The sequence below is a fragment of the Pedobacter sp. MR2016-24 genome, from assembly GCF_026239655.1.
Taxonomy (GTDB): Bacteria; Bacteroidota; Bacteroidia; order Sphingobacteriales; family Sphingobacteriaceae; genus Pedobacter.
The window spans coordinates 1-25,147 of sequence record NZ_JAPIVO010000007.1 but is presented as its reverse complement, the minus strand read 5'-3'; the positions used below and the strand labels follow the sequence as shown (position 1 = coordinate 25,147).

The following is a 25,147-nucleotide window of genomic DNA, read 5'->3' as shown; positions in this document are numbered from 1 at the left end:
AGAAAGTTTGTTTTTCTGCTATTCCTCGTTCATACACTATTGCCTGCAAAAGGTCAGGAAATGAATTCTTTTATTCAGGCTTTAGCTCAAAAAGCCGTTGAGCTTGACCCTTCATTTCTAACCGGTCGGCCGACTGACATTCAGCAGCAGCAATCCTGGTCGAGAAAAATTGATATCGGTGATTTCAGTATCCTCGCAATAGGGGAACAGTCTCACGGAACGCATGAGTTTTTTAAAGCCCGCATTTCCCTGATCAGGCTGCTTGTCAAACAACAGCCTGTCACCAAAATTGGACTGGAGGCACCAATGGCCGAGGTGGAAAATTTAAATACCTACCTGCTCAGTGATAGCGGCGACCTGAAAATGATCCTGAAATCGTTTCAGTTGTATAGTTATGAATGTGAAGAATTTGTTGATCTTGTAGAAACGGTCAAAATCATCAATGCGCAGCACGGTAAAAAGATCAGTTTCTTTGGATTTGATTTTCAAAGTCCGTATCAGGTGTTAAATAATTTGAAACGCTATGGTAAGAACCATGAACTGGCCCAAACAGTAGATGCCCTGGTGTCCGATTATACGCAGCTCAATGCCTATGTGTCGCAGCATGCCATTAGTCCTGATGATTTCAGGTCGCTGGACTCCCTGAGTCAGCTGGTCATCAAACCTTTGGAGACTAATGCCAAAAGCAGCAGGATCAAAGATGGATTCCTTGAAAAAAACCTGATCCAGTACCAACAGTTCCTAAGCTTAAATGATCCTGAAAAAAATCGGGCTGATGTGCAGGTCATGTCGCAGATGAGGGATTCACTCATGGCACAGAATGTCCTGCGCGAATATAGCTCAGGACAGAAAATGATCTTACTGGCACATAATGCGCACGTACAGAAAACTGCTGATGCCTATTCCCGGACAATGGGACAGTTCCTGCTGCAAGCAATAGGAGCGATGCAATACCGCTGTATAGGATTAACCACGTCAAGAGGATTTTTTACAGCCTATAATCCGCAGCAGCAGAAAATAACTGCGACCAATAGCGTCATCCCTCCGCACAGCGATGCCTTCGAGTTTTACTTTTCAAAAATTGCTAAGCCAATATTTTTTCTCCCTACTTCGGGAATGACAGCGTTGAACCCGGATTCGGGACCCGATAAATACCGGCTGTTACCCTATGGCGTACCGAAAAATCAATTTATCCGGGGCAATCTGTTACAGGCTTTCGACTATATCATCCATATAGAAAACACGACAGGGAACAAGAGTTTCTACCTGCATTAACGGCAAAAGTAAAATATTATCGCATGTCACCACCAACTCCACTTATTAGCAATAAGTTTAAAAAGCCGGAATGTGAAGGCGCAGCAGGTGATGTCGACAGCCCGATGTGAATTTCAGTTAACAAGTCTTACATCCCCGGGATGAAGACTCCGGCAGGACAAAAATTAATTGATGTTTAACCAAAAGAATCATTATGAAAAAGTTAAAAAAGCTTTCTGTAAGCAAAGATGTGATCGAAACACTGGACAAAAAAATCATGAAAAATGTGATTGGTGGTATCACAGGAACCTGTAGCTCTGGATGTGCTACTGCTGCCTCTACTATTACTTTATGCAGTGGTAATCCTACTGGCTGCGGTACCTGTAGTAGCGGTTGCCCATGTTAAACTGAATTGGAATCAGGATGGCCTTGATCTATGGCCATCCTTTCCTGAAAACCGCTGGTCATACCAAATCATAGCCGAATGAAAGCAGAAAAAATACAACAATACGCGGAATCAATCGCAGCACATATTGAGGAACATGAATCTTTAATCAATAGACCGGGACTCTTCCTGGGCAGGTACGGGCAGCTTTTATTGTATGCTTACCTCTACGAGTTTTACCAAAAAGAAGCCTATGCAGAAAAGGTATATACGCTGATCGCCATTAGCCTGGAGGAGCTGGAGGACAGTATCAGCCGGCACGAAGCGATCGACATGACGCTGGGCAGCGGCCTGTCGGGATTTCTCTGGGTACTGCATCACCTGATTAGCAATCATATGCTGGACGAATCACTGGATGAACTCATTGATGAAAACCTGCAGAAATTGGTATTAAAGTCTACCGAAGTCGATATGGGGGATCACAATTATGACCCGCTGTACGGATATATCGGCAAATGTGCATTTCTGTTACAGCAAAAAGACAAAGACTTTGGCAGGAAAGGGCTGGAGCAACTCATCGCCAGTCTCCATGACACCAAAGTGCTGGATGAAAAGGGTAATTATACCTGGGTAGATGTACGCCGCCAGGACCGGAGCAGTATAAACTATTCCAGGCATATCATGTATGACTGCGGACTGGCACATGGCGTAGCGGGGATTATTTCCTTTTGCTGCGATATTTACCAGCAGGTGGAGGATGTAACACTGCGCGGACAGACGGAAGATCTGATCAGGAAAGCTTCCTTATGGTTGCTGGATCAGGAAAATCCCGAGGGTGATTTCAGGTTTCCCTATGCAAAATTCCAGGATGCAAAACAGCCAGAAAATGACCGGTATTATGCACGACTCGGCTGGTGTTATGGCGACATCTGTGTGGCCTTCACATTGTCCAAGGCAGGTAAAACGCTTTCTTCTGCTGACTTTACTGATCATGCATTGAGGATAGCCCTCAGCTCCACCGCCATTAAAAAGGAGATGTCAGGCGTTGTCAAAGAGGACCTGAGTGTAGATCCTTCTTTTTGTCACGGTACCTGCGGCATTGCTTATATTTATCTGAAGCTGTATGAGTCCCTGGCAGACGAAAGGCTCCACAAAGCCTATACCTACTGGAAAGAAATCACTGAAGAAGAAATGGACTATTGTCTGGAAAATCATAGCCTGCACAGTAATCTCTCTATGGCTCAGGAAGATTTTGGATTCCTGTATGGATATGTCGGACTGGGGCTGGTCAACCTCTCGCTGGAGCAGGAAAAAAGTGCTGCATGGGATAAATTATTGCTCCTGTAATGCAAATGCAGGGAATGAAACTGGGCCTGCTGGAGCTGGGCGATGTAACCATGGATACATACGATTATGGCGGATTGCTGGAGTATGTAAAAGCTGCTGATCGCCTCGGTTACCACCGGATGTGGTTTGGAGAACACTATACGGCAAACATACATTTCAATAATCCTGAGCCTCTTTTACCCCTATTTCTAAGCTTAACGCAACACATCAGAATTGGTCCCGGCGGCGTCCTGCTCAAATACCATTCACCTTACAGAATCGCTTCCTATTACAAAATTTTAGCTGCACTGTTTCCCGGGAGGGTAGAGCTGGGCATATGCCGCCCTTTCATTCCCTCCTATATGGGGCAGATCATCGCTGGTCACACTTATCAGCAGGATCCGGATTTCAGGGACCGGCTGCAGGAGCTGCTGGATTGTCTTTATGGAGGAAAGCGCGAGCAAAATCCGGCATATATATCCCCTCCGCCGCTGGCGAAGATCACTTTACCAGCACTATGGATGCTGAGCTCAACTTTTCAGGATATACAAACCTACCCGCATAGCGGAATGCATTATTGCCGTTCATTATTTCATTCCAGTTACGCCCTGGATCAGGAGGAGATCGGTATGTTAAGGTCGGCCGACAAAAAAACTTCCCTTGCCGTGGCAATAGCGGTCTATTGTGAAGCAAGTAAAGCAAAAAGAAATGCATTCCTGAAGATGATGCAGATGAGGGCAACCGCCGGTGCTAAAGTAATTTGCTGCAGGCCGGAAGAGTTTCCTGACATCGTTGGGGAGCGGCTGGCACATACCCATATCAAAGACATCATCATCGCCAATATGGGCAATACTTATGCAGAGAAAATCAAAATTATCCATTCATTAAAACAACAATATGACTGATATGCACACTTACGGGAAAGCCATGTTAAGGATCTCTGCTTTGCCTGTATCGCTTTTGCCTGAACTGGAAAAACAAATTATCAATGAAATCCCACTGGATGAAACGGTGCTTGCCATTTTAATGGAGGCCATCTATACTGCTTCGCCCGGCTTTTATGCCCTGCTGGTTAAAGCAGGTGCATTAAATGGCATTTTCCCCGGGGAGAAGCTAAAAATCAGCGTACTGAAATACCTGAACAGGATTTGTCAGCGCGGTACACCCTTCAGCACCATGTCGGCCGTTTCACTGATCCCGCTCGGCGAAGAGACGACCAGCATTGCACCAGCTTCTGCTCCGCTGCAGAAAATAGCACGCCTGGATGCCGCTGTGGCCAATGCGCTGATTAATAAGTTACAGTCAGGGTATAATTTTGACGATTCAGTCTTGCTCTATGCCAACAATTCGGTCTACCAGATTGATGGCAGATTAAGGTATATTGAATCGGTAGAAGAGCAGGGACTGCGAAAATTCAGGTTGTCGGCCGTCGATATCGATGAAGTCATTTTAGCAGTGCTGAATTATTGCAAATCAGGTCGGACTAAGCTGGCAGTGATCGCACTGCTCATCAGCGATGATGATGAGCTGGATCCTGCCGATGTAGCGGAGTATATTGATGACTTGCTGCAAAACGGGATACTGCTTTCTTCGCTTTCGCTGAAGAGCAGTGATGTTGCTATTTTGCCACAGCTGATCGCATTACCTTCAGGTGGTGCAGAATTCCCCGAGGTCCGGGAGCGACTTAAAGCGCTTCATGCAGCCATAGGGCATATTAAAGATACTACGCCTGCACAGACGATACCGCAGATACAAAAGATAACCACCATGCTTGGCGAACTGCTGGGTGAGCCGGGGTCTGAATCCTCCGTACTTCAAATTGATAGCTACAAAAACTTAGCCTGTGTACTCAACCGGCAGGTCGCACAACAGCTCGGAAAAGTGCTGCTCTCCATGAGCCGTATCATACCCGATTATGAATCACCTGATCTGAATGCTTTTAAGGAAGAATTTTCCCGGCGCTATGACCAGCAGGCCATACCCTTGCTGACCTGCCTGGATCCTGATCTGGGCATTGGTTATCCTGTCGGTAAGCGCATCACTTTCCCGGAGAATGATGAACTGCTTTCCCTGCTGGAAGTTAAGGGTGCGGCTGCTTCAGCCGGCCATAAAGTACAGTATTTTTGTAACGACTGGTTCAGGTTCCTGATTGATAAATACAAGCAGGCCAGGGTGCTGGGACTGAATGAAATCAACATCAGCCTGAAAGAAATGAAACCTTTCGAGCGTGAAAATGCGGCAAATGTACCACCATCCTTAACTGTTCTGGCTAAACTCAGCGCTGCCAGTGCAGCGGCAGTTGACAGGGGAGCATACCTGCTCTATCCCTTTGACCTTCACGCACCCTCCGCAGCCAATGTATATGCCAGGTTTTCACCTCTCCATCCTGAAATCAAGGATTTTATCGGCGAAATACTGGACAAGGAAGAAGAATACCATGAGGGGGCATTGCTGGTGGAACTGGAACATACCGGGCAGCTTAAAACTGCAAATGTGAACCTGAAGGATTTCAACAGGTCATGGCGATTGAACATTGCCGATGCGCCCGCTGGCACCGACTCCGGGTGTTACCTGGAACTGTCCGACCTCTATCTAAGGGTATTAAACAATAAAATTGTGCTCTTCTCCAAAAAAATGAGGAAACAGGTGATCCCTTTCATGACCACGGCGTATAACTACAGAATCGATGAGCTGCCGGTTATCAGTTTTCTGGGCGACCTGCAAAATCAGGGTAACCAGAACAGTCTTTTATGGGACTGGGGACTGCTGAGGGAATTTAACTATCTGCCCAGGGTGACGATTGAGCACAATATTGTCATCTCTCCGGCACAATGGAATGTAAAAAAAAGTCTGCTCCATACCGGCTCGTTTGAACTCTTCCGGGTCAGTCTCCGGGAAATCTGCAGAAAGGAAGCTATTCCCCAGCGGGTTTTTTACGGTGACGCAGATAACCTGCTGCTGCTTGACCTGCACCAGGACCTGTACCTTAAAATCCTGTATAAGGATCTCAAAACGAAGGATGACCTGCTTTTTCAGGAACACCTCAATGCGACAGAGAACCGTTATGTGTCTGACGGTGATAACAATTATGACAGCCAGCTGCTGTTTTCCTATTACCGTACAAAAGATCCTGCAGCCGCAACCGCCGATGGTCAGGCTTATACCGTTGTACCCTCCCTGACTTATCTGCCCGGCGAGGAATGGATATACCTGAAACTTTATTTCAATTCTTTCCAGGCGGAAGAAACCATTCTGCGCCAGCTACACGACCTGTTACCCCTGATCAGGCAGGAGGTGCAGTCGCTCGAAAGATGGTTTTTTATCCGCTTTACGGATCCTGAACCTCACCTGCGCCTCCGGTTTAAAATTGGTGATCCCGAAGACATTTCCACCCTGATCATTCATTTAAATAAGGCTTTCAAAGCACTTGTGCACAGCGGATTGATTCACCGTATTCATTACGATAGCTACCAGCCGGAAATAGAAAGGTACGGAGTGCAGCAGTTGCCATCCGTAGAAGAGATTTTCAGCGCCGACGCTGAGGCGATACTGGCCCTGAGAATAGCACTGTCCGGGAATTTTAAAGCCGATCAAATGAACTGGCTGATCGGGGTATATAATCTTGACTGGTACCTTTCTCTTTTTTATACCGGGGAGGAACATCACCTTAAAATGGCCTATGTCAAACAAATCAGCAAAAGTCTCAAACAGGAATTCAATTTTTCCGGTCAGGATTTTAAAAAGCTCAACAGCTTTTTTCAGCGCAATAAACCACTCATCACTGCCTTTCTGGAAGATCCGGATCAAAGGTACCATCAGCTGCACCTGATTTTTGCGCAGCGTGACCAGCAGTTACGTCGGTTTGCTGGTCAGCTGCAGCTCAGTACTGAATTGATTTTCAGTATCATACATATGTCCATGAACAGGCTCTTTCCTGTTGATCCCCGGAAAAAAGAGGCCCTTTGTTACGATCTGTACCCATCTGTTTTCCGTAAAAAACACCAGCATGCTTAAACAACCTATCCCCGTTTACGCCATCAATCTGAAAAAGAGGTGCGACAGAAAAGCGCATATTCTTGCGCAGTTCAGCTCCCGTTCGGAATTCGACTTATCCCTCGTTCAGGCTGAAGAAGATCCTTCAGGTGCCGTAGGTCTATGGAAAAGTATCCGTAAAATTATTCAGCGCGCGATTACTGCTGACCAGGAGCTGGTCATTATCTGTGAAGATGATCACTTATTTACCGATGCCTATCAGCCGGAAAAATTTATTCGGTACATCCGGGAATCACAGGAAAAAAATGCAGATCTGCTTTCCGGTGGGCTAAGCTGGTTCGACTCCGCAGTGCAGGTCGCCCCTGGTTTATTCTGGCTCAACCAGTTACGTGCCACGCAGTTTATGGTCGTTTTTCGTTCTTTTTATCAAAAAATAATGAATGCTGATTTTCTGCCCACCGACAGCGCAGATACCAAACTTTCCTCACTCACCAGTGCTTCCTTTGTCATTTTTCCCTTCATCTCTTACCAGGAGGAGTTCGGCTATTCCGATACGCTTGTCGCCGAAGCCTCGAGTCAGCGTGTAGTGACCGATTTGTTCAGAAAAACGGAATTGAAATTAGCCCAGCTGGTTAGCGTTAATACATTTTATCCGGTGCAGCAGCCCGCAGAAAACATCGATCGCAATACGCAAGAAAAGGACAGCTACGATGATTTTGTGCTTCCGGTTTATATCATCACTCACCATGCAGCTGTACCAGAAGCATTTACCAGCAGGCCGGAATTCACTATACAATTAGTTGCACCCGGTGATGGAGACCCGGAGGCGGCCATGAGCTGGGAAACCATTCTCCGGATTATCCGTATGGCAGGGGCTCGTGAAGATGAGGAGGTGATAATGATTTGCCACGATGACCTGCAGTTCAGTCCCCATTATTCAAAAAACAACCTATTTGAACAGATTATCCATGCTGGCAAAAAAGGAGCCGGGTTGCTGCTGGGACATGTCGCCGGATTTGATCAGGCCGTTGAGCTGCAACAGGGCCTGTTCTGGATCGATAGTTTTTACCGGCCCGGATTCCTGATTTTCTTTCGCAGCAGTTTTGATACCCTTCTGAATGCCTGTTTTGTGGCTCCTGCGTCGGTAGATTCTCAGCTGTGTGCCTTACTCAATGCCATCATGCTCGTGGATCCCGCCTTAAGCCTTGTCCTCAGCTCGCCGGAGGATCAGTTCGGGCATTCGGAATACCTCAGCCAGGTGACGGCAACCAGGCTGCAGCTTATCCATGCCGCTGCAGCGAAATATGGAACGCCACTTCAGTCGTCCGCTCCCTCGGAAACCATAGCACCCTCACCCGGAATAGATGATCTGATGCAGCTTTATTTTCGGGATTACCCTAAATATGTCCGGGCCATCAGTTATTACCAGGCACTTGACCTTCGCCTTTCTGCACAGCACTGACCCCCTTGAACCAATTTAAACCAGACCAAATGAGAAAATTTCCTTTTTTTAAGCAGCTCGACCAAATGGATTGCGGACCAACCTGTCTCAAAATGGTGGCGAAATTTTACGGCAGGAACTATAAAAATCAGCGTCTCCGCACTATTTCAAATATCAACAGGGAAGGGGTATCCCTGCTGGGGATCAGTGAGGCCGCAGAAAAAATCGGCTTCAGAACTACCGGGGCCAATATCAGTCTTGGCCAGCTTTCACAAATAGATTTACCCTGTATCCTGCATTGGACACAGAATCATTTCGTTGTGCTCTTTAAAATTGCCTCCGGTTTCCGCCAGCAGTCCGAATACCTCATTGCAGATCCTGCCAAAGGCATCATCAGGTATAACCAGCAGGAGTTTTTGGGCCACTGGGCTAATTCCGGCGATCCTGAAAATGCCAAAGGCATATTGCTCATTCTATCGCCCCGACCTGATTTTTACCTCCAGGAAGGAGATGCCGAAGAGGGACTTGACCTCAGTTATTTCCTGGGTTACCTCTTCAGGTTCAAAGGCATGCTTATGCAGCTCGTCACCGGTCTCGCTGTAGGCAGTCTGCTCCAGCTGGTCTTTCCATTTCTCACTCAATCCATCGTAGATATTGGTGTAAATACCCGCGATGTGGGGTTTGTCTATGTGATCCTCATTGCCCAGCTCATGCTTTTCCTGGGCCGTATGAGTGTGGATTTTATCCGTTCCTGGATCCTGCTCCATATCAGCACCCGCATCAATATTTCCATCCTGACCGATTTCCTGATCAAGCTCATGAAGCTGCCCATGAACTTTTTCGATACCAAAATGACCGGAGATATTATGCAGCGCATGACAGATCAGGGGCGTATCGAAAGTTTTCTGACCGGTTCATCCCTCAATACTATTTTTTCCCTTTTTACCCTCGTCATTTTCGGCGCTGTACTTGCCTATTATAATATCAGCATCTTCATCATTTTTTTGGTCAGCAGTATCCTCTACACCATATGGGTCATGATTTTTTTCAGGAAGCGGCGCGACCTTGATTTTAAGCGCTTCGATAACTCTTCACAAAATCAGAGCAATATTGTTGAGCTGATCAATGGCATGCAGGAAATTAAGCTCAATAACTGTGAACAGCAGAAGCGATGGGAATGGGAGCGTGTACAGGCCAGGCTGTTCAAATTCAACGTCCGCAGCCTTGCACTTGGGCAGTACCAGCAGTTCGGTACTTTTTTTATCAACGAAGGTAAAAATATCATTATTACCTTTGTGGTGGCCAAGCTCGTGATTGACGGGCAGCTCAGCCTTGGGGCCATGATGGCGATTCAATACATTGTCGGACAACTCAATAGTCCCATTGAACAGTTCCTCGGCTTCCTGCAGCATTTTCAGGATGCAAAGATCAGCCTGGAGCGATTAAACGAGATCCATGAGATGAAAGACGAGGAGCCGGCTGATCAGGAGTTCATCACCGAGCTGCCCATACAGAAAAGCATCCATATCCAGAACCTCAGTTTTTCCTATCCCGGTGCCGGAAATGAGCCCATTCTCAGGAATGTTTCGATCCATATTCCCGAAGGCAAAACTACCGCGATTGTTGGAATGAGCGGCAGCGGTAAAAGCACGATACTGAAATTGCTCCTTCGTTTTTACCAGGTGCCCAGCGGGACGCTGAAAGTAGGCAATACGAATCTCGACCTGATCAGTTTCCGTCACTGGAGAAACAGCTGCGGTATCGTGATGCAGGATGGTTATATCTTTTCCGACACCATCGCCAGGAATATTGCAGTCGGAGACGAATATCCCGACAGGGAAAAATTATACCATGCCATTGAGATGGCCAATATCAGCGAATTCATTTCCGAACTGCCCCTTGGCCTCAATACCAGGATTGGCGCATCAGGCAACGGGATTAGTCAGGGGCAGCGCCAGCGCATGCTCATCGCCCGTGCCGTCTATAAAAACCCTGAATACCTCTTTTTTGACGAGGCTACCAATGCACTCGATGCCAACAATGAGAAGGTGATTATGGAAAACCTCGAGCAGTTTTTCAGGGGGCGTACCGTGGTGGTCGTGGCCCACCGCCTCAGCACCGTTAGAAATGCCGACAATATTATTGTGCTCCATAACGGTGAGGTCATAGAACAGGGTTCACATGCCAGTCTGACTCACCAGAAAGGAGAATATTACCAGCTTGTCAAAAATCAACTGGAATTAAACGTTTAATCTGTCCAGCTATGCCATCAGTATCAACATCAAAACAGCAGACTTCAGCCCTGCATGAGATTAACAGCGATGAAGTTCAGGATATAGTGACCGCTGTTCCGTCCTGGATCCTGAGGAGAGGCATTAGTCTCGTCTTCCTGATTCTCATCTCCATTATCGCGCTGACCGCCTTCGTACAATATCCCGATGTGATCCGCACGGAACTCGTCGTCAGTTCCCTGAACGCTCCGAAAGTGATCTACGCCAAACAAACCGGTAAAATCGTCAGCATTCTCCTCAAAGAAGGCAGGGAGGCCCGGCAAGGTCAGCCTATTGCCTTTATGGAAAGCACTGCCCGGCATCGCGATGTCCTCCAGCTATCCGCCATCCTTCAGCAGCTCAATACCCAGCTCATCAGTAAAGGCACTGTCAGTCACCTTAACTTTAGCCGCCTTAACCTGGGTGAACTGCAGGCCGAATTCCAGGTTTTTTACCCTCAATACCTCCGTTACCTGTCTACACAAAGTGGCGGCTACTATCTCAGGAACCGTAATTACCTGCAAAGCGGGTTGGAAGAGATCAGGCAGATCGGCAAACAGATCGATGCGCAGCAGCAGGTCCAGGAGCGCGAATTTGCCAATATCAAACAGGAGTTCCAGGCTTACCAAAAGCTCTACAAAAAAGGGGTGATCTCCAACAGTGAATATAAACAGCAGGAGAATAAGTACCTGTCTGCCCAATATCCCCTGCAGCGCAGTGCAACCGAGCTGCTCAATAATAAAACCGCTTATGCTGCCAAACAGCAGGAGATTGTAGACCTCGAACATGTCATACAAGACGAAAAAGCAAATTTTGTACAGCATCTCAACAATATGATTACCGGCACCAATGCATGGGTCAAACAGTACATTTTAACCGCACCCATTTCAGGCACAATTAGTTACGCCGGTATTATCCAGCAGAACCAGAACGTTAATCTCAACGATGAGCTCTTTGTCATCAATCCCGGGCGAGGTGATTTTTTCGGTCAGATCACTATTCCCCAATACAATATGGGGAAAGTCAGGACCGGACAGCTTACCCTCATTAAACTCCGCAGTTTTCCCTTTGAACAGTTCGGGATGATCAGGGGAGAGGTCAGCTTTGTCTCAGATGTGCCCATAAATGATAGTATATTTTTGGCCCGCGTGCGCTTCGGACATTTTGAAAATACGGACCATCACCAGAAGATTGTGCTCAAACACGGCATGCGCGCTGATGCCGAGATCATCACCGAGAAAAGTTCCTTACTCATGCGCCTGTTCCGGAATTTTAGAAAAATGCTCCATAAAAATTAACCAGCTATGCATATCACCTATCTCATTTTGGCCCATAAAAACTTTGCCCAGCTCCGTCGGCTGGTCAATGTACTCCTTGACCAGGATGCATCCTTCGTGATCCACCTCGATAAAAAGGCCAGTCTCGCTGAATACCAAAATCATTTTCCTCCTGCAGAAAGTCAGCTGCACCTCCTTAAAAAACGCCTCCACACCAAGTGGGGCAGTTATGCATTGGTTCAGGCCACCCTGGAGGGCTTAAAATATATTCAAAAAGAGCTCCCTTTCAGCAAACGTATCGTACTGCTTAGCGGACAAGATTATCCCATTAAACCCCTGAAATTTATCAAATCCTTTTTTGCCGCTCATCCGCAGACCATCTTTATGCAGTACTTTCCCATTCCCTTTAAAAACTGGGAGTTTGGCGGTATTAGCCGTTTTCCTGCATATGAAGAATTCCGCGATGAGTTAAACCTGCACGGTGGTTCTCAATGGATGTCCTTTCCACCAGCTGTCAGCCAAATCATCTTTGAATTCCTGCGGATCAATCCCGGCTTTATGACCTACTTTAAATCCGTGCGCATACCCGATGAAAGCTTTTTCCAGACCCTTCTCCTGAGCTGTGACGAACAGTTCGTCAACACCCATCTCCTCAATAAAAACTTACACCTCATCAAATGGGATTTTCCATTTATGCACCCCCGTATCCTCACCAGGCATTATTTCAATGTCATCCAGCGCAGTAAAGCCCTTTTTGCCAGGAAATTTGACCAGGAGCTGTTCCCTGAAATTCTCGATCAGATAGACCGGGAGATCCTGAAAATCGTTCCTCCCATACCGGTTCCATCTGTCAGCAAAATAGATAAAGAAGCGGTGCTGATCTCCGGCGATCCACATGACCCAAATACGATTGCGCTCATATCTGCTTTACAACAGCATCAGCAGCCATTTTTCCTGAGTCCCGCTTCAAATCCTGCGGATAGCCATTTACCTTTATTTCAATTTTTTCAGCAGCAGCCCGGATGCGATTATTATTGGTACCTGCCAGATCAGGTCTCTCTTTCCACCCGGGAATGGCAGGTCTTCTTTGCTTTTTTCCGCGATCATGATATCCATGCAGATCTGGTGACCTGCCAGCTCTGCCAATATAAAGACCAGCCCTGCTGGTCCGGATGGGAGTGCCTGAGCCATCCTGAAGAAATAGACCTGCCACTCGCTATCCGGTACCGTTCCGTTCATCCCCTGTACAGAATTTCAAAAGCGGCTTTAAAATTTCTGCAACAGGAACTGACTACCCGCTGGTCCGGGCACTACGACATGCTTTTGCCTACCTTGTTGTTCCATGCCGGTTTTCGTATTAATGCCATCAGCGGGAAGGGACCTTTAGTGCTGACCCAATATCAAAAACTGCAGTTGCCCACTATCATTTGTACCACTCATTTGGCCAACCTTTAGTTCATTATGAAAAGAAAGTACCTGTTAATATCACCGGTAGGAAAAAAATCGCTCGACATTTGCCGGGGCTGGGATGCCCCAAACAGAGGCTTCGATATGCTATTTATTTACTACGATTCGTCAGGTTATGAAGATTTTTTCAGCATCAGTGATTATCTCCTGTTGCGACCCGGTTTTAAATATCCTTTATTACATCAGGTGTTAACAGAACAGCCATTTTTGCTCCTGAAGTATGACTATTTTTTCTTTCCCGACGATGATCTGAGAATGACGGCAAGAGACATAGAAAAGCTGTTCTCCTTCGCTCAGCAACAACACATCAACATCTGTCAGCCTTCCCTGTACCCTATAAATGTAGGCTGGCCCGTAACCGCCCATCATCCTCTTACTGCCTACCGTTATGTGAGTATGGTAGAAGTGATGTGCCCGCTTTTTTCCCGCGACGCTTTAAAAAAATGTTTGCCCTCCTTTATCGAAAGTCGGTCCGGCTGGGGTTTGGAGGTTGCCTGGTACAGGCTATTAGGCTCAAAAAAAGAACAATTTATCATCTGCGATCTTGTAATAGTGATTCACGAAGGTATTCGTGCCAATGGAAGTGTTTATTATGATAACCTTCAGCAAGCCGGAATTTCACCCTACTACGATCTTGACACATTAGAACAGAAGTACAAGCTGAAAACAGAAATTTCTGACGTTAAATACATCTATAAATCTGAATTTTAATTAAAAAAATAAACCTGCTTATGTCGTTCTGCATTTATTTTAAATAAATGCAAATTAAACTGCGCTTATCAGATAATCTAAAATGTTTTAGTAGAAATAAGCCCTTTTCGAGCTTGTTATTCAGGATTATTTCTATTTATATTCGTTCACTTTAACCTTCAGTACTAGATAATCAGGCGATCCAATTAGCTTTTTTTCTACGTGCTGGTACCGTTCATTATAAAACATTTTCGATGAAACCCAAAAACTTAGATGTGAGCTTTACCTTAAAAGGTGATAGCGGAGAGCTGGTGATTATACTCTCCGATGAAGAGATGATGAAGACCGTGAATTTGAATTACCGTCCCGATCCGGAGCATTGGAATGATCACAAGTGTGAGCTTTTGTGGGAAGATCCATACTATTTCACCATCAATGATATTTCAATGGGTCTCAAAAACAGCTACGCGCAGCGCTCCTCACCTGACGTTAATCCCATTCCTCAGCTTGCAGGAGAGCTCAGTACTCAAATCGAAGCATTAGGTTTATCCGGAATCGCCAGGCGAGATTTTGACCTTAAAAATGCGCCATATCACGTTCCTGCCTATGATCAGTTTATTCATGCCTTTAAACAATTCAGTGGTTTATCAGACGGTCAGTTTACGGCCACCTGTCTCGATGCCCAGCTGATCATCAAAGCAGGTGAGGAGGTATGGGAAATGGACACTTACGAAGGAAGGGCTGCCACCTTAAAAAACTATGTCGACCAGCATTCTTACGACGATATCTATACCGATACCAACGAACAGATCTGGAGTTTGATGTACCATGAAAACGAGGTAGACAGACAAAACCTGTATCCAATCGTGTTGCGCGAATGGCGTGATTATGCTGATACGCTCTCGGCAGCCAAACAAGATGATTCCTGGAAATACCTTGAGCAATTCCTGAGAAAATATGATCAGGCTGATGATTTAGTGCTTGTTGCCTATGAAATCGACGAATTCAGGATCTATCCCATTGTCGTTGTTGCTATGCTGCAGCTTTGCGATACTGATAATGTTTACATCAATTATTGTGCAGAAGAGTTTTTTGGCGGCAATGATGAATGGAAGCCCATCACAGACGATCAGGATCAGGCGTCCCCGGTGTTTTTCATCAGGCCACATCATTAATAACCGGAACAAAAAATATTCCCCTGCTGTTTTCAGGCAGCAGGGGAACTCCTCATTCTACCTCTATGCAACCTAAATAATCAGTATTCGAGACACTCTTTTTATCATGCGCTACAAAGAACATATACGCATAGATGATATCACCCTTCCTGGCACCAGAAAGTTCTATACTCGCTTCCAGATCCCTTCTTTTTGAAGTTTGGTAAGTAGCACATTGGATATCTCTTGTTCTGTTGTAAAAGATAAAATGGGGTTCATCGTCGCCGATAAGCGACATTTTAGCTGTTTTGGGCACTTCCCATTTCACCCTCACTTCATTTTCACTGTGCAGTGTCAATTTTGTAGCCCAGGCCGTTTCCCTTTTTCCTGCGCTGAATACCAATGCAGGGAAATAGATGTTATAAACGCGGTCACCACCACCTATTGCGCCGTTGATATTGCGACTCACTGCTTTATTAAATGGTGTAGTACGACGATCTCCATGCTCAAATCCCTTATTGATCTGATCCTTGAATAAAGATAAAAGTGGGGATACGATCCTCATTTTTTCCGTTTGCTCCGTGTATTTTGAACCAAAGTGATACAAATCGCTATAGCCATCTTTATCTTTGTAAGGCTTAGGTATGAGGTCTATGGCATCTTCCGTTTCTGCTGTCAATTTCAGGCGGTGATCTTTGGTTTTTACAGCTTCCGCGGGCTTTTTTTGTGCTGTTTCAGCTGTTGCCGGGATGATCAGCTGACCCAGATAAACGCTGTTTGATGCATTTTTACGGTCATCCGATACAAAAGCCATGTATGTTTCTACCTTTCTATCTTTGTTTGATCCCGGTATTTCCAGTATCTCTTTTTCCATTGTTCTGCGTGAACCACTGGCCATTACAATCGCTTTCTGACTTTCAGGAAAGTAGGCGAGGAGCATGACCTGATCCGAACTTTCAGCTCCTTCTGTTTGCAAATCTGCTTCCCAGCGATATTCAAGTTTATTATTCAGCACTTTTACCATTGGATTTTTTGGTATCGCTACCGTTCCCTGTGCTACGATAAGTTTAGAAAAATCAGTCTCCTGATTCGGATAGACCCCTTTTACGGCTTTTTCTTTATTAATAGATATGGAATGGTTCGTGTGACCTTGTTTGGTTGGGGCAGCTACAGCAGCGAATCCAAATTTCAGGAACTCCTGGATAACCGTTGATAAACTGGAGATCAGACCCATACGCTGGTAATTTGCCAGTTGTTTAGGCGTGTATTCACCATGAAAGGCCCCGATGGAACGGATTACATTGATTCCGTTCAGTATGTAGCCTATAGTATTTCCGACTCTGCCAATGAATGGCCCATTGATGCCGTATGGAACTTTTGCCATGATTCAAGCATTTATTGTTTAGGTAATAGGTTGTATTTAGTTTACGTTGTACTAATATATAAATAAAAGTAACTAAAAGCAATAATAAAAATATATGAAAAATAATATTTACACATATATGTGAAGTGATTGTTAATAGGTTAATTGTGGTTGTACGTGTGCAACCCTCTTTCAACCTTCTATTAACCCTTATATAGACCTTATTTAGTATTGTTTACAATATATTTACTATATATATTTCGCACGTTTGCTTATAAGGCGGCAAGTAGGTGGGATAAAGTTCTATCAATAGGTGGTTTCATTAAGAAGCCCCAAACTGTGTTAACATTTTGGGGCTGGTGTATATCAATGATCAATCCTCAATTAGTTTGAATTTCTGAAGGAGGGAAATCATCCTCCCTAGCAAATGGCGTTGGTTTCATTCTTACCCAAATTACTGCTCCCACAGGAAAGTCGGGTTGACATATTTGTCTTGCTATTCCATTAGCAATATAAGCTCTTATATTAGCTGAAATTACTGAAGGATTTGTACCTCCATTTGGTGCAGCGATGGCGCAGACTCTATCTCCAGCACAGCAGGATGGCCTAAAGGCGCATGAGCTCAAAGTGTAACTCGATGGAGAATAAACATCACCAGTTCCATTATAAACATACCAACAAACAGGCATAATAGGCGATGCATTTGTATATCAAAATGCATCATAAAACTTTAAGTGTCAGCTTACTCTATTTAAGGTTTTCAGCGATTCCTTCATTACATCTAAATTACATAAACTGCAACTTAGCTTTATGGTCATTTTGTCCTAAATGCCTAGTTAAATGACATAATCCCAGCGTTACTACCACGTTTTGACTTTTGTTTCAATAACTTTTGAGTCCGGATGTGACTAAGTATTAATTGGTTTTATCATTAGCTTGCTCGAAGAATTTGATACTTGTATTGTTAGGATGGAGCGTAGCCATGAATCCTTGATAGTAATCGTGTGCAAATACTTTTCCACCGTTATTTCTGATGAAGTCATCATCTTCTCCTATCTGCAGTCCCTTGAAAGGATGCTGTTCCCAGAAAGCTTTACGATAGATCAGACTTGCACCTGTGAGCCACGGTTTTCTGGAGTTCATATTTTTAGTCATCCAATATTTATTCTGCGTAGGCGAGTAGAACTGCACCTGATTTATGCCCGCTAAATCTGCGCCGGAATTGAGCAAGGCATGAACCTGATGCGTGAGCCAGTCAGCCGCATACCAGTCGTCATCATCCCAATGGGTGATCAGTTCTCCTTGGGCATATTCGATTGCTCTGTTTCTTTTGATCCCGAGAGGTTCAGATGATTCCAGGTAATAATAACGAATCCGCTCATCTTTAGGAATAATATCTTCAACGGGATACTGGCCATTATCAAAAATGATCAGTTCTTTATTAGTATAGTCCTGATGAAGAAAGAGATCTATTGCGGTAGGAATGAATTTGCGCCGGTTGGCTGTTGGCATAATGCAGGATACCAAAGGAGCATCTGTGCTAAAGGAGGGCAGCGAAGGAAGCTCGGTTTGATAAGGTTTTTCTATAACCTTGATCCATTTTGCCAGTTGATGTTTCTTTTTTGGATTTTCATATGTTGGCATACTCAAGTTTCTTCCATGAAGAATTCCCAGATATCCTTCCGTGTATTCATTGATACAAATCTTCGCCCCAGAATTCATGACAAAGTCATTGTCTTCTCCCAATTGCATGTGCTGGAAGTTGCGTTTTTCCCAGAAGCTTTTCCAGTAGGCGAGAGTAGGTCCGTACACCCATGGTTGCTCAGGTGTAGCGTCTGTGAAAGTATGTCTTTTGTTTTTGAAGGGTTCAAAAAAGTTGATTTTGTTTAAGCCACAGATATCTGCATTGGGATTAGTTAAAGTAGCAACTTGGCGTGTAATCCAGTCTTCTGCATACCAGTCATCATCATCCCAGTGGATAATGATCTGTCCCTGGGCTAAGCTGCAGGCAAGGTTCCGCACAGCGCCGATGGCTCCAATAGGTTGGTAGTAATAATACCTGATGCGTTTATCCTCTGGAATCAAATGCTGAACAGTGCTTTCTCCATCGTCCACTATGATGAGTTCTGCATTTGGATAGTCTTGATTCAGAAAGTACTCAATGGCATAAGGAACGATTCCCGGTCTGTTTGCTGTTGGCATTATACAGGAAACAAAGTAATTATTCATTTGCATGTTTTTTGTAAAAATAGATTAGCGGAATAAAACTTAGAAGACTTATGACCGTAAATTGTTTCGTTCTTAAAATCAATTCGTAATCGTGACAGAACAATCGATTAAGCTATCTCAACCTCTAGTACAATCAACTCGATTCCTATAATTTTGATCTTGGCATTTTGTAATAACTCTCTAATAATTATTTGGATCATGTTTTCAATTTATATCAGATTAATCACATTACTATTTAGCATGTGATTAATTTGATATAAAAAATATTGATTTTTAAAAGGCATAAATAAAATTACAAATAATAATGAAAGGAATCCATTTAAACTATCTTGAAATACTTACAATCTAAAATATCAATTAGTTCGATTTCATTCTCACATATTTGGTTGCACCGGCTGGAGATTGAGGTTGACAAATAAAAGTAGCGAGTGCATTTGATATGTAATTTTGTAAATTTAGAGATAATGGTGATGGATTAATATCTCCATTAAATGCATAATAGCACAAATTGCACCGCCTATACAACACGGTGGTGTACTGGAACATGAAGCTAGAAAATAACTACTTGGTTCTAGCACGTTTCCTCCAACATAAGAATACCAACATCCAGGCATAATATTAGTTTTTATACATCAAAAAACTTAAAAAAAATTAATTACGGCTTACTCTGTCTAGGTTTTCAGCTTATCCTTTTCTTATAAAGTTACTTATAACTTCAAAATTATGGGAACTCGGTTGACACATTATTAAAGGAGTAAGTGCATTTTGAGTCTTATGACCGGATTAAATTAAATAACAGCAACTAACTTTATTGCAATTTAATTTGAGAGTGTGTATCAAATAAACTATATGATAAATATGCTGAATACTATGCAGTAATAACTAATGACCGTGATTTTGAATAACAGTTAAATTGCATATGATCCTTATTTGACACTGACCGAAAATCTCTACTTTATAAAAGTCCGGTTTTGCGAGGGGGAGGTCAACTTGATTTGTATTAGAGATAGTAATTCGTTGCATATTTTTTAGTGAATTTATGGGCGAAATTATGTGACATAAATTCAATGATGTCTATTACAGATTATTTATATTAGAATATATTCATTATTATAAATGAATAAGGGGAATCCGAAAACCTTTAAGAGTAGGAATTATTAAAAATTTGATGGTTTATTTTAAATCATTCATGATTATGGCTAGATGTTGGTATGGATTTCTAGACGGGGGTGGTAATTTCTCTCCATTAGATTCTTCAAAATATTTTAAAACGTCTATTGCATTTGGATGCTTAATTGGTACAAAAATTTGTACTGTTTATGTGCCTGATTGCGATTGGTACCCAAGTTCTTTTTTTAGTACAAACTTACAGAACTATATTTCTAATGCACTTATTTCTGGTATACCTCAGCCAACTTTTCCAATAGGTGCGAAGAAGTATGTATATTTGAAATTTTGATAGATAACTAAAATCAGAGTGATATTTTACCTAATTGTTAAAGTAAATATTACCTAATTTGATCAAATTAGGTAATATTTACTTTTTGACTTTACGCCCTTTTTTAGATACAATTTAAATACAATATGGCATCTGAAATTATTGCGCTTATTATCAATAACACATTAGCAGTAATTTGTGATACATCAGAATAGAATTCTTGATAGAGATCCCTAAAATAAGTGTGAAGGCAGTGGGCTTGCTAAGTTGGATTATTGATAAATATTTCGCTTATTTCATTTGCAGTAATTACTTTATATTTATGTGTACTCTAAAGATCTAAAATTTAGATTAATATTTATCGTCATTACTATAAATTTATTAAAGTTCAATTGCTAATCATATCATTACTTTCAATTTTTACGATCAACATTATTGTTCTATTGACGTTCGGAAATGTGATGTACTAAACGCACGAACCATCATTAATTCTGGAAAATGTTGCATCATCGATGTACTAAAGCTAAATTATTACAATCAACCAATTTTACCCCCAATTTCTTCGAAGAGTTTTATGCTTGTATTGTTAGAATGAAGTGTGGCCATAAAGCCCTGATAATAGTCATGGGCATATACACTGGTTCCATTATTCCTGATACAATCATCTTCTTCTCCAATCTGTAGACCTTTGAAGGGGTGATCAACCAGAATGATTTCCGATAAATTAAACTCGCGACGGTTAGCCAGGATTTTCTGGAATTCATGTTTTTAGCCATCAGTATTTATTCTGCGTAGGAGAGTAGAACTGCACCTGATTGATGCCAGCTAAATCTGCACCAGAATTGAGCAAAGCATGAACCTGATGCGTGAGCCAGTCAGCCGCATACCAGTCGTCATCATCCCAATGGGCGATCAGTTCTCCATGTGCGTATTCAATTGCTCTGTTTCTTTTGATCCCCAATGGCTCAGATGTTTTCAGGTAATAATAACGTATTCGCTCATCGTTTGGAATAATATCTTCAACCGGATCCTGACCATTATCAAAAATGACCATTTCTTTATTTGGATAGTCCTGCCGGAAAAAAAGATCTATCGCAGTAGGGATAAACCTGCGTCTGTTGGCTGTCGGCATAATGCAGGATACCAAAGGAGTATCGTTGCTAATAGAGAGCGGAGAAGGAAGCTCAGCTTGATGAGGTTTTTCTATAACCTGGATCCATTTTGCCAGTTGATGTTTTTCTTTTGGATTTTCATAAGTAGGCATGCTTAGGTTCCTGCCATGGAGAATTCCCAGATATCCTTCCGCGTATTCATTGATACAAATCTTCGCTCCAGAATTCATAACAAAGTCATTGTCTTCACCAAGCTGCATGTGCTGGAAGTGGTGTTTTTCCCAGAAGCTTTTCCAATAGGCGAGAGTAGGTCCGTAGACCCACGGTTGCTCTGGTATAGCATCGGTGAAAGTGTGTCTTTTATCTTTGAAGGGTTCAAAGAAATTGATTTTGTTTAAGCCGCAGATATCTGCGTTGGAATTTATTAAAGTAGCGACCTTGCGTGTAATCCAGTCCTCCGCATACCAGTCGTCGTCGTCCCAGTGGAGGATGATTTCTCCTTGGGTTAAACTGCAGGCAAGATTTCTTATGGCGCCAATGGTGCCTAATGGCTGACAGTAGAAATATCTGATCTTCGTGTTATCCGGTATTAATTTGTACACCGAATCCTCGCTGTCGTCTATAATGACCAGCTCCACATTTTTGTAACGCTGACTTAGAAAGTAATCAATTGCGTATGGAATAATTTCTGGCCTATTTGCTGTAGGCATTATACAGGACACTAAAGGATTATTCATCTGGTTTATTTTTATAAAAATAGAGGTGGATCTATTAAATAATGAAGGCCACCTGGCTCTTAATTAGATTTGTTTTATAATGTTTTGAAGTTTAGCTATTGACTGTAACTGCAGTTCACTAATTTAGTCTTATCGACAAAGTAGACTCCCAGCCAATGAACTACATGATTTTAAGATTTGCTAATCTTCAGTACTAAAAGTGATTGTCCAGCGTTTATTTTTATAATTAAACATAATCCTTCACGTTTGTGCTTAACCCGCGATAAACACAATTCATTAACACTTTCGTCAACTTGCTATTAAGGTGTTTCTAAATAAATATATTTTTTGGCGCCTAGGATGTTAGGCTGGGAAATGCTAGTTTATTAATCTATTAAGTAATATTAACAGATGAGCAAACCACTTAAATCAAAAATCTTTGGGATGAACTTTAATGGCGCAAACGTGAGGAATATTGATGAACAGATCATTAAGGTTTAGTGATCATTTTTGAGAAAGTATAGTCGTAGTGTTTAGAATTTTGTGTAAGTAGGAAAAAAGTCCCGCTAACCGTAGTATATTTAAAGAATCATCAAAAAAGGTTCCTTTTGTTTGATAAAATTCAGAACTTTAGATAAAAACATTAAGAAAGATAATAACTTATGATTACCGAAGGACTTTATAAAGCAATTCAAGTCCAGGGAACGTTGCAGAAATTTTTCCTGGAAATGTTCAAACAAGTTGGTAATGAAATCCTTCAGGGTGAACTCGATGATCACCTAGCCTATGAAAAATATGCTTCTAAAGGGCGCATCCAGTTCAAGATCCTTCATAATGGAAAGGTGGTTAACAAGTATATCTGTCCGGTCATCGGGCTTAAAAATGACTTTTTAAAAGAGATTTTAGGAATGTAGATCAATGAAACAGAAAGTGCTTCTTTCCGGCCGAACGTACTCACTGATTTTAAAGCAAGAGGCGTTGAGAAGATCTTAATCGCCTGTACGGATAACCTCACTGGTTTTATTGAAGTTATTGCGGAAATATTTCCACTAACCATTACCCAGCTCTTCGTGGTCCATCAGATACTGAACGTCTGTAAATATGTATCTTGGAAAGAACGCAAACTTTCTGCTGCTGACCTGAAGGAAATCTATGGCAGGGTAAACAGCGATTATGCCAGGTATGCATTGAATGACTTCGGCAAGAAATAGGGAAGTAAGTATGGCTATGCCGTTGCCAGCTGGGAAAATAACTGAAAACCAATGACCAGTTACTTCCAATTTCCACTGGAGATCCGTAAGATCATTTATACCATAAATATGATTGAAAGTCTCAACAGTGGCATCAGGAAATTCACCAAAGCCAAAATCCTTTTCCTGATGGTTAGGTTGCAATTAAACACGTATACTTATCGACAACGAATATCCAGAAAATAGATCGTGCCATCAGAGATTGGGGCATGATCATCAACCAGTTTAATATTACATTTGATAATAAATGTCGACTTTAAATGCAATACCTTTGGCCACTTATACAAAATTCCTCAGGAAATGATCAACAACAGTTAGATCAGCCAGAATCCGAGATAAAATTATCAGGACTTTAAATAAACGTATTTTTTTGCACCCGCTGGCGACAGTGGTTGAGGTACCGAATTAATTAGTGCGTTGCTGATGTAATTGGATAAGTTTATTGAAAATGGAGCGGGATTTATATCTCCATTATAAGCGTAAATTGCACATAAATTTGAGCCTGTTACACAGGATGGTTTAACTGTAGCTCTAAACCAGCTACTTGGTTCTTGAGGATTTCCGCCTACATATGCATACCAAATTCTAGGCATAATTGCTTAAGATTTTTTTAATCAAAAAATCGTTAAAAACTTTAAATTCTCCCTACTCTTTTAAGGATTTTCAGGTCTTCCTAAACACCAATTGGAATTGTGTAGTGCTGTATATAAATGTAACTATATAATTTTTCTATTTATAGTCCTTTTGACTCAAATATAATATACTTGCTAATCATCATCCGGCATAGCATTTATCATTATTAGTATGAATATTATTATACATTGACGTTTGTTAAGTGTATAACAATTACTGTACTTTTCTGAAATATCTATAATTTTTTGACTTTACTCTTTATTCTAAACAGTTTCAACTTAATATACAATATGCTCTGAAGTTCTATATTAATGTGTAACCCTCCCTTTTTTCGAACCGGTTTAGGAGGCGAGAATTCAAATTTATATATTATTTCTTATCCCTCAGCATGCAGTCGACTCCGCAGGAGTTGACTGCATGCTGAGGCTCCATTGTGCTCTATATTCCAGCGGTGTTTTACCTTCCAAAGCTTCATGTGGCCTCTTTGAGTTGTAATCGTTTACCCATTCCTCTGCTAGTAGCTGTACTTGCGTTATATCATCGAATAAATACGCATCCAGAATACTTTCCCTAAAGCTGCGATTAAAACGTTCTATATATCCATTTTGCATTGGCCTTCCAGGCTGTGTATATCGAATTTCAATGTGATTATCCTTGCACCATGTACTGAATTCCTTACTGATAAATTCTGGTCCATTATCAACCCTGATACATTTTGGTTTTCCTTGCTCGCAAATGACTTGTTCTAATATCCTGGTTACTCTTACCGCCGGCATAGAATGAGCAACTTCAATAGCAATGGCTTCCCGGTTAAAATCATCTATGACATTTAGTGTCCTGAACTTTCTTTGATTGGTCAGCACATCGTTCATAAAGTCCATAGACCACATTTCTCCAGGATTATCCGGACGTAACAGCGGAGTTTTTACCCGCGCTGGTAAACGCTTGCGTACTTTCCTTCTTTGATTTAATCCTAGTAATAGATACACGCGCCTGACTCTTTTATAATTCCATTTATAGCCCTGTGTACGGATTCTTCCATAGTATAGATCCTGTCCTTCAGTTGGATAAGCCAAAGACAGTTCCTGAAGTTTAGCTATTGTTTCTGAATCATCCTTTAACTTTTGATAATAATACATGGATTTCGGC

General features: G+C 42.6%; 16 protein-coding genes and 1 pseudogene. 13 read left to right on the top strand and 4 right to left on the bottom strand.

Annotation, left to right across the window (positions count from 1 at the left end; genetic code table 11):
* Positions 1-60: 60 nt before the first annotated feature.
* From OQX62_RS18560 to OQX62_RS18510, 11 genes are all read left to right on the top strand, one after another.
* Positions 61-1,275 (top strand): erythromycin esterase family protein, encoded by a 1,215-nt coding sequence (locus OQX62_RS18560; protein WP_265833119.1) that lies wholly within the window; start codon positions 61-63, stop codon positions 1,273-1,275.
* 193 nt (positions 1,276-1,468) lie between these two features.
* Complete coding sequence (locus tag OQX62_RS18555; protein ID WP_265833118.1) at positions 1,469-1,660, top strand: TIGR04149 family rSAM-modified RiPP; 192 nt, start codon at positions 1,469-1,471, stop codon at positions 1,658-1,660.
* Positions 1,661-1,738: 78 nt separating this feature from the next.
* Entirely contained in the window at positions 1,739-2,986 is a 1,248-nt protein-coding gene (locus OQX62_RS18550) for a lanthionine synthetase LanC family protein (protein WP_265833117.1), read from the top strand.
* Complete coding sequence (locus OQX62_RS18545) at positions 2,986-3,870, top strand: LLM class flavin-dependent oxidoreductase (protein ID WP_265833116.1); 885 nt, start codon at positions 2,986-2,988, stop codon at positions 3,868-3,870. Before OQX62_RS18550 ends, OQX62_RS18545 begins: the two co-directional genes overlap by 1 nt.
* Positions 3,863-6,979: a lantibiotic dehydratase gene (locus OQX62_RS18540; RefSeq protein WP_265833115.1), complete on the top strand. Its 3,117-nt coding sequence runs from the start codon at positions 3,863-3,865 to the stop codon at positions 6,977-6,979. Before OQX62_RS18545 ends, OQX62_RS18540 begins: the two co-directional genes overlap by 8 nt.
* Positions 6,972-8,420 carry a hypothetical protein gene (locus tag OQX62_RS18535; protein ID WP_265833114.1) on the top strand — a complete coding sequence of 483 codons (1,449 nt, stop codon included), beginning with the start codon at positions 6,972-6,974 and terminating at the stop codon, positions 8,418-8,420. Before OQX62_RS18540 ends, OQX62_RS18535 begins: the two co-directional genes overlap by 8 nt.
* 29 nt (positions 8,421-8,449) lie before the next feature.
* On the top strand, positions 8,450-10,651 hold the full coding sequence (locus tag OQX62_RS18530) for a peptidase domain-containing ABC transporter (RefSeq protein WP_265833113.1): 2,202 nt from the start codon (positions 8,450-8,452) through the stop codon (positions 10,649-10,651).
* Positions 10,652-10,662: 11 nt separating this feature from the next.
* Positions 10,663-11,967: an HlyD family secretion protein gene (locus OQX62_RS18525; RefSeq protein WP_265833112.1), complete on the top strand. Its 1,305-nt coding sequence runs from the start codon at positions 10,663-10,665 to the stop codon at positions 11,965-11,967.
* Positions 11,968-11,973: 6 nt separating this feature from the next.
* On the top strand, positions 11,974-13,401 hold the full coding sequence (locus OQX62_RS18520; protein WP_265833111.1) for a beta-1,6-N-acetylglucosaminyltransferase: 1,428 nt from the start codon (positions 11,974-11,976) through the stop codon (positions 13,399-13,401).
* 6 nt (positions 13,402-13,407) lie between these two features.
* A complete protein-coding gene (locus OQX62_RS18515; RefSeq protein WP_265833110.1) occupies positions 13,408-14,124 on the top strand; it encodes a hypothetical protein in 717 nt (238 codons plus the stop codon).
* Between the two features lie 233 nt (positions 14,125-14,357).
* Positions 14,358-15,278 carry a hypothetical protein gene (locus tag OQX62_RS18510; protein WP_265833109.1) on the top strand — a complete coding sequence of 307 codons (921 nt, stop codon included), beginning with the start codon at positions 14,358-14,360 and terminating at the stop codon, positions 15,276-15,278.
* Between the two features lie 52 nt (positions 15,279-15,330).
* Here the strand turns inward: OQX62_RS18510 and OQX62_RS18505 are convergent, their stop codons facing one another.
* From OQX62_RS18505 to OQX62_RS18495, 3 genes are all read right to left on the bottom strand, one after another.
* Positions 15,331-16,641: a DUF6266 family protein gene (locus tag OQX62_RS18505; RefSeq protein WP_265833108.1), complete on the bottom strand. Its 1,311-nt coding sequence runs from the start codon at positions 16,639-16,641 to the stop codon at positions 15,331-15,333.
* Positions 16,642-17,535: 894 nt separating this feature from the next.
* Entirely contained in the window at positions 17,536-18,849 is a 1,314-nt protein-coding gene (locus tag OQX62_RS18500) for a glycosyltransferase family 2 protein (protein WP_265833107.1), read from the bottom strand.
* A gap of 2,213 nt (positions 18,850-21,062) precedes the next feature.
* Positions 21,063-22,136: a glycosyltransferase family 2 protein gene (locus OQX62_RS18495; RefSeq protein WP_265833106.1), complete on the bottom strand. Its 1,074-nt coding sequence runs from the start codon at positions 22,134-22,136 to the stop codon at positions 21,063-21,065.
* Between the two features lie 641 nt (positions 22,137-22,777).
* On the opposite strand from OQX62_RS18495, the gene OQX62_RS18490 reads away from it, so the two are divergent.
* Both OQX62_RS18490 and OQX62_RS25210 read left to right on the top strand, forming a co-directional pair.
* A complete protein-coding gene (locus OQX62_RS18490; protein WP_265833105.1) occupies positions 22,778-23,029 on the top strand; it encodes a hypothetical protein in 252 nt (83 codons plus the stop codon).
* Positions 23,030-23,551, top strand: a pseudogene (locus OQX62_RS25210) (IS256 family transposase).
* A gap of 830 nt (positions 23,552-24,381) precedes the next feature.
* Here the strand turns inward: OQX62_RS25210 and OQX62_RS18480 are convergent.
* Positions 24,382-25,147 (bottom strand): IS3 family transposase (locus OQX62_RS18480; RefSeq protein WP_265833103.1); only part of this gene is annotated, 766 nt, incomplete at its 5' end.

Coding starts and splice junctions, on each gene's coding strand:
- OQX62_RS18560 (WP_265833119.1), top strand. CDS start 61: ATGAATTCTTTTATTCAGGCTTTAGCTCAAAAAGCCGTTGAGCTTGAC.
- OQX62_RS18555 (WP_265833118.1), top strand. CDS start 1,469: ATGAAAAAGTTAAAAAAGCTTTCTGTAAGCAAAGATGTGATCGAAACA.
- OQX62_RS18550 (WP_265833117.1), top strand. CDS start 1,739: ATGAAAGCAGAAAAAATACAACAATACGCGGAATCAATCGCAGCACAT.
- OQX62_RS18545 (WP_265833116.1), top strand. CDS start 2,986: ATGCAAATGCAGGGAATGAAACTGGGCCTGCTGGAGCTGGGCGATGTA.
- OQX62_RS18540 (WP_265833115.1), top strand. CDS start 3,863: ATGACTGATATGCACACTTACGGGAAAGCCATGTTAAGGATCTCTGCT.
- OQX62_RS18535 (WP_265833114.1), top strand. CDS start 6,972: ATGCTTAAACAACCTATCCCCGTTTACGCCATCAATCTGAAAAAGAGG.
- OQX62_RS18530 (WP_265833113.1), top strand. CDS start 8,450: ATGAGAAAATTTCCTTTTTTTAAGCAGCTCGACCAAATGGATTGCGGA.
- OQX62_RS18525 (WP_265833112.1), top strand. CDS start 10,663: ATGCCATCAGTATCAACATCAAAACAGCAGACTTCAGCCCTGCATGAG.
- OQX62_RS18520 (WP_265833111.1), top strand. CDS start 11,974: ATGCATATCACCTATCTCATTTTGGCCCATAAAAACTTTGCCCAGCTC.
- OQX62_RS18515 (WP_265833110.1), top strand. CDS start 13,408: ATGAAAAGAAAGTACCTGTTAATATCACCGGTAGGAAAAAAATCGCTC.
- OQX62_RS18510 (WP_265833109.1), top strand. CDS start 14,358: ATGAAACCCAAAAACTTAGATGTGAGCTTTACCTTAAAAGGTGATAGC.
- OQX62_RS18505 (WP_265833108.1), bottom strand. CDS start 16,641: ATGGCAAAAGTTCCATACGGCATCAATGGGCCATTCATTGGCAGAGTC.
- OQX62_RS18500 (WP_265833107.1), bottom strand. CDS start 18,849: ATGAATAATTACTTTGTTTCCTGTATAATGCCAACAGCAAACAGACCG.
- OQX62_RS18495 (WP_265833106.1), bottom strand. CDS start 22,136: ATGAATAATCCTTTAGTGTCCTGTATAATGCCTACAGCAAATAGGCCA.
- OQX62_RS18490 (WP_265833105.1), top strand. CDS start 22,778: ATGATTACCGAAGGACTTTATAAAGCAATTCAAGTCCAGGGAACGTTG.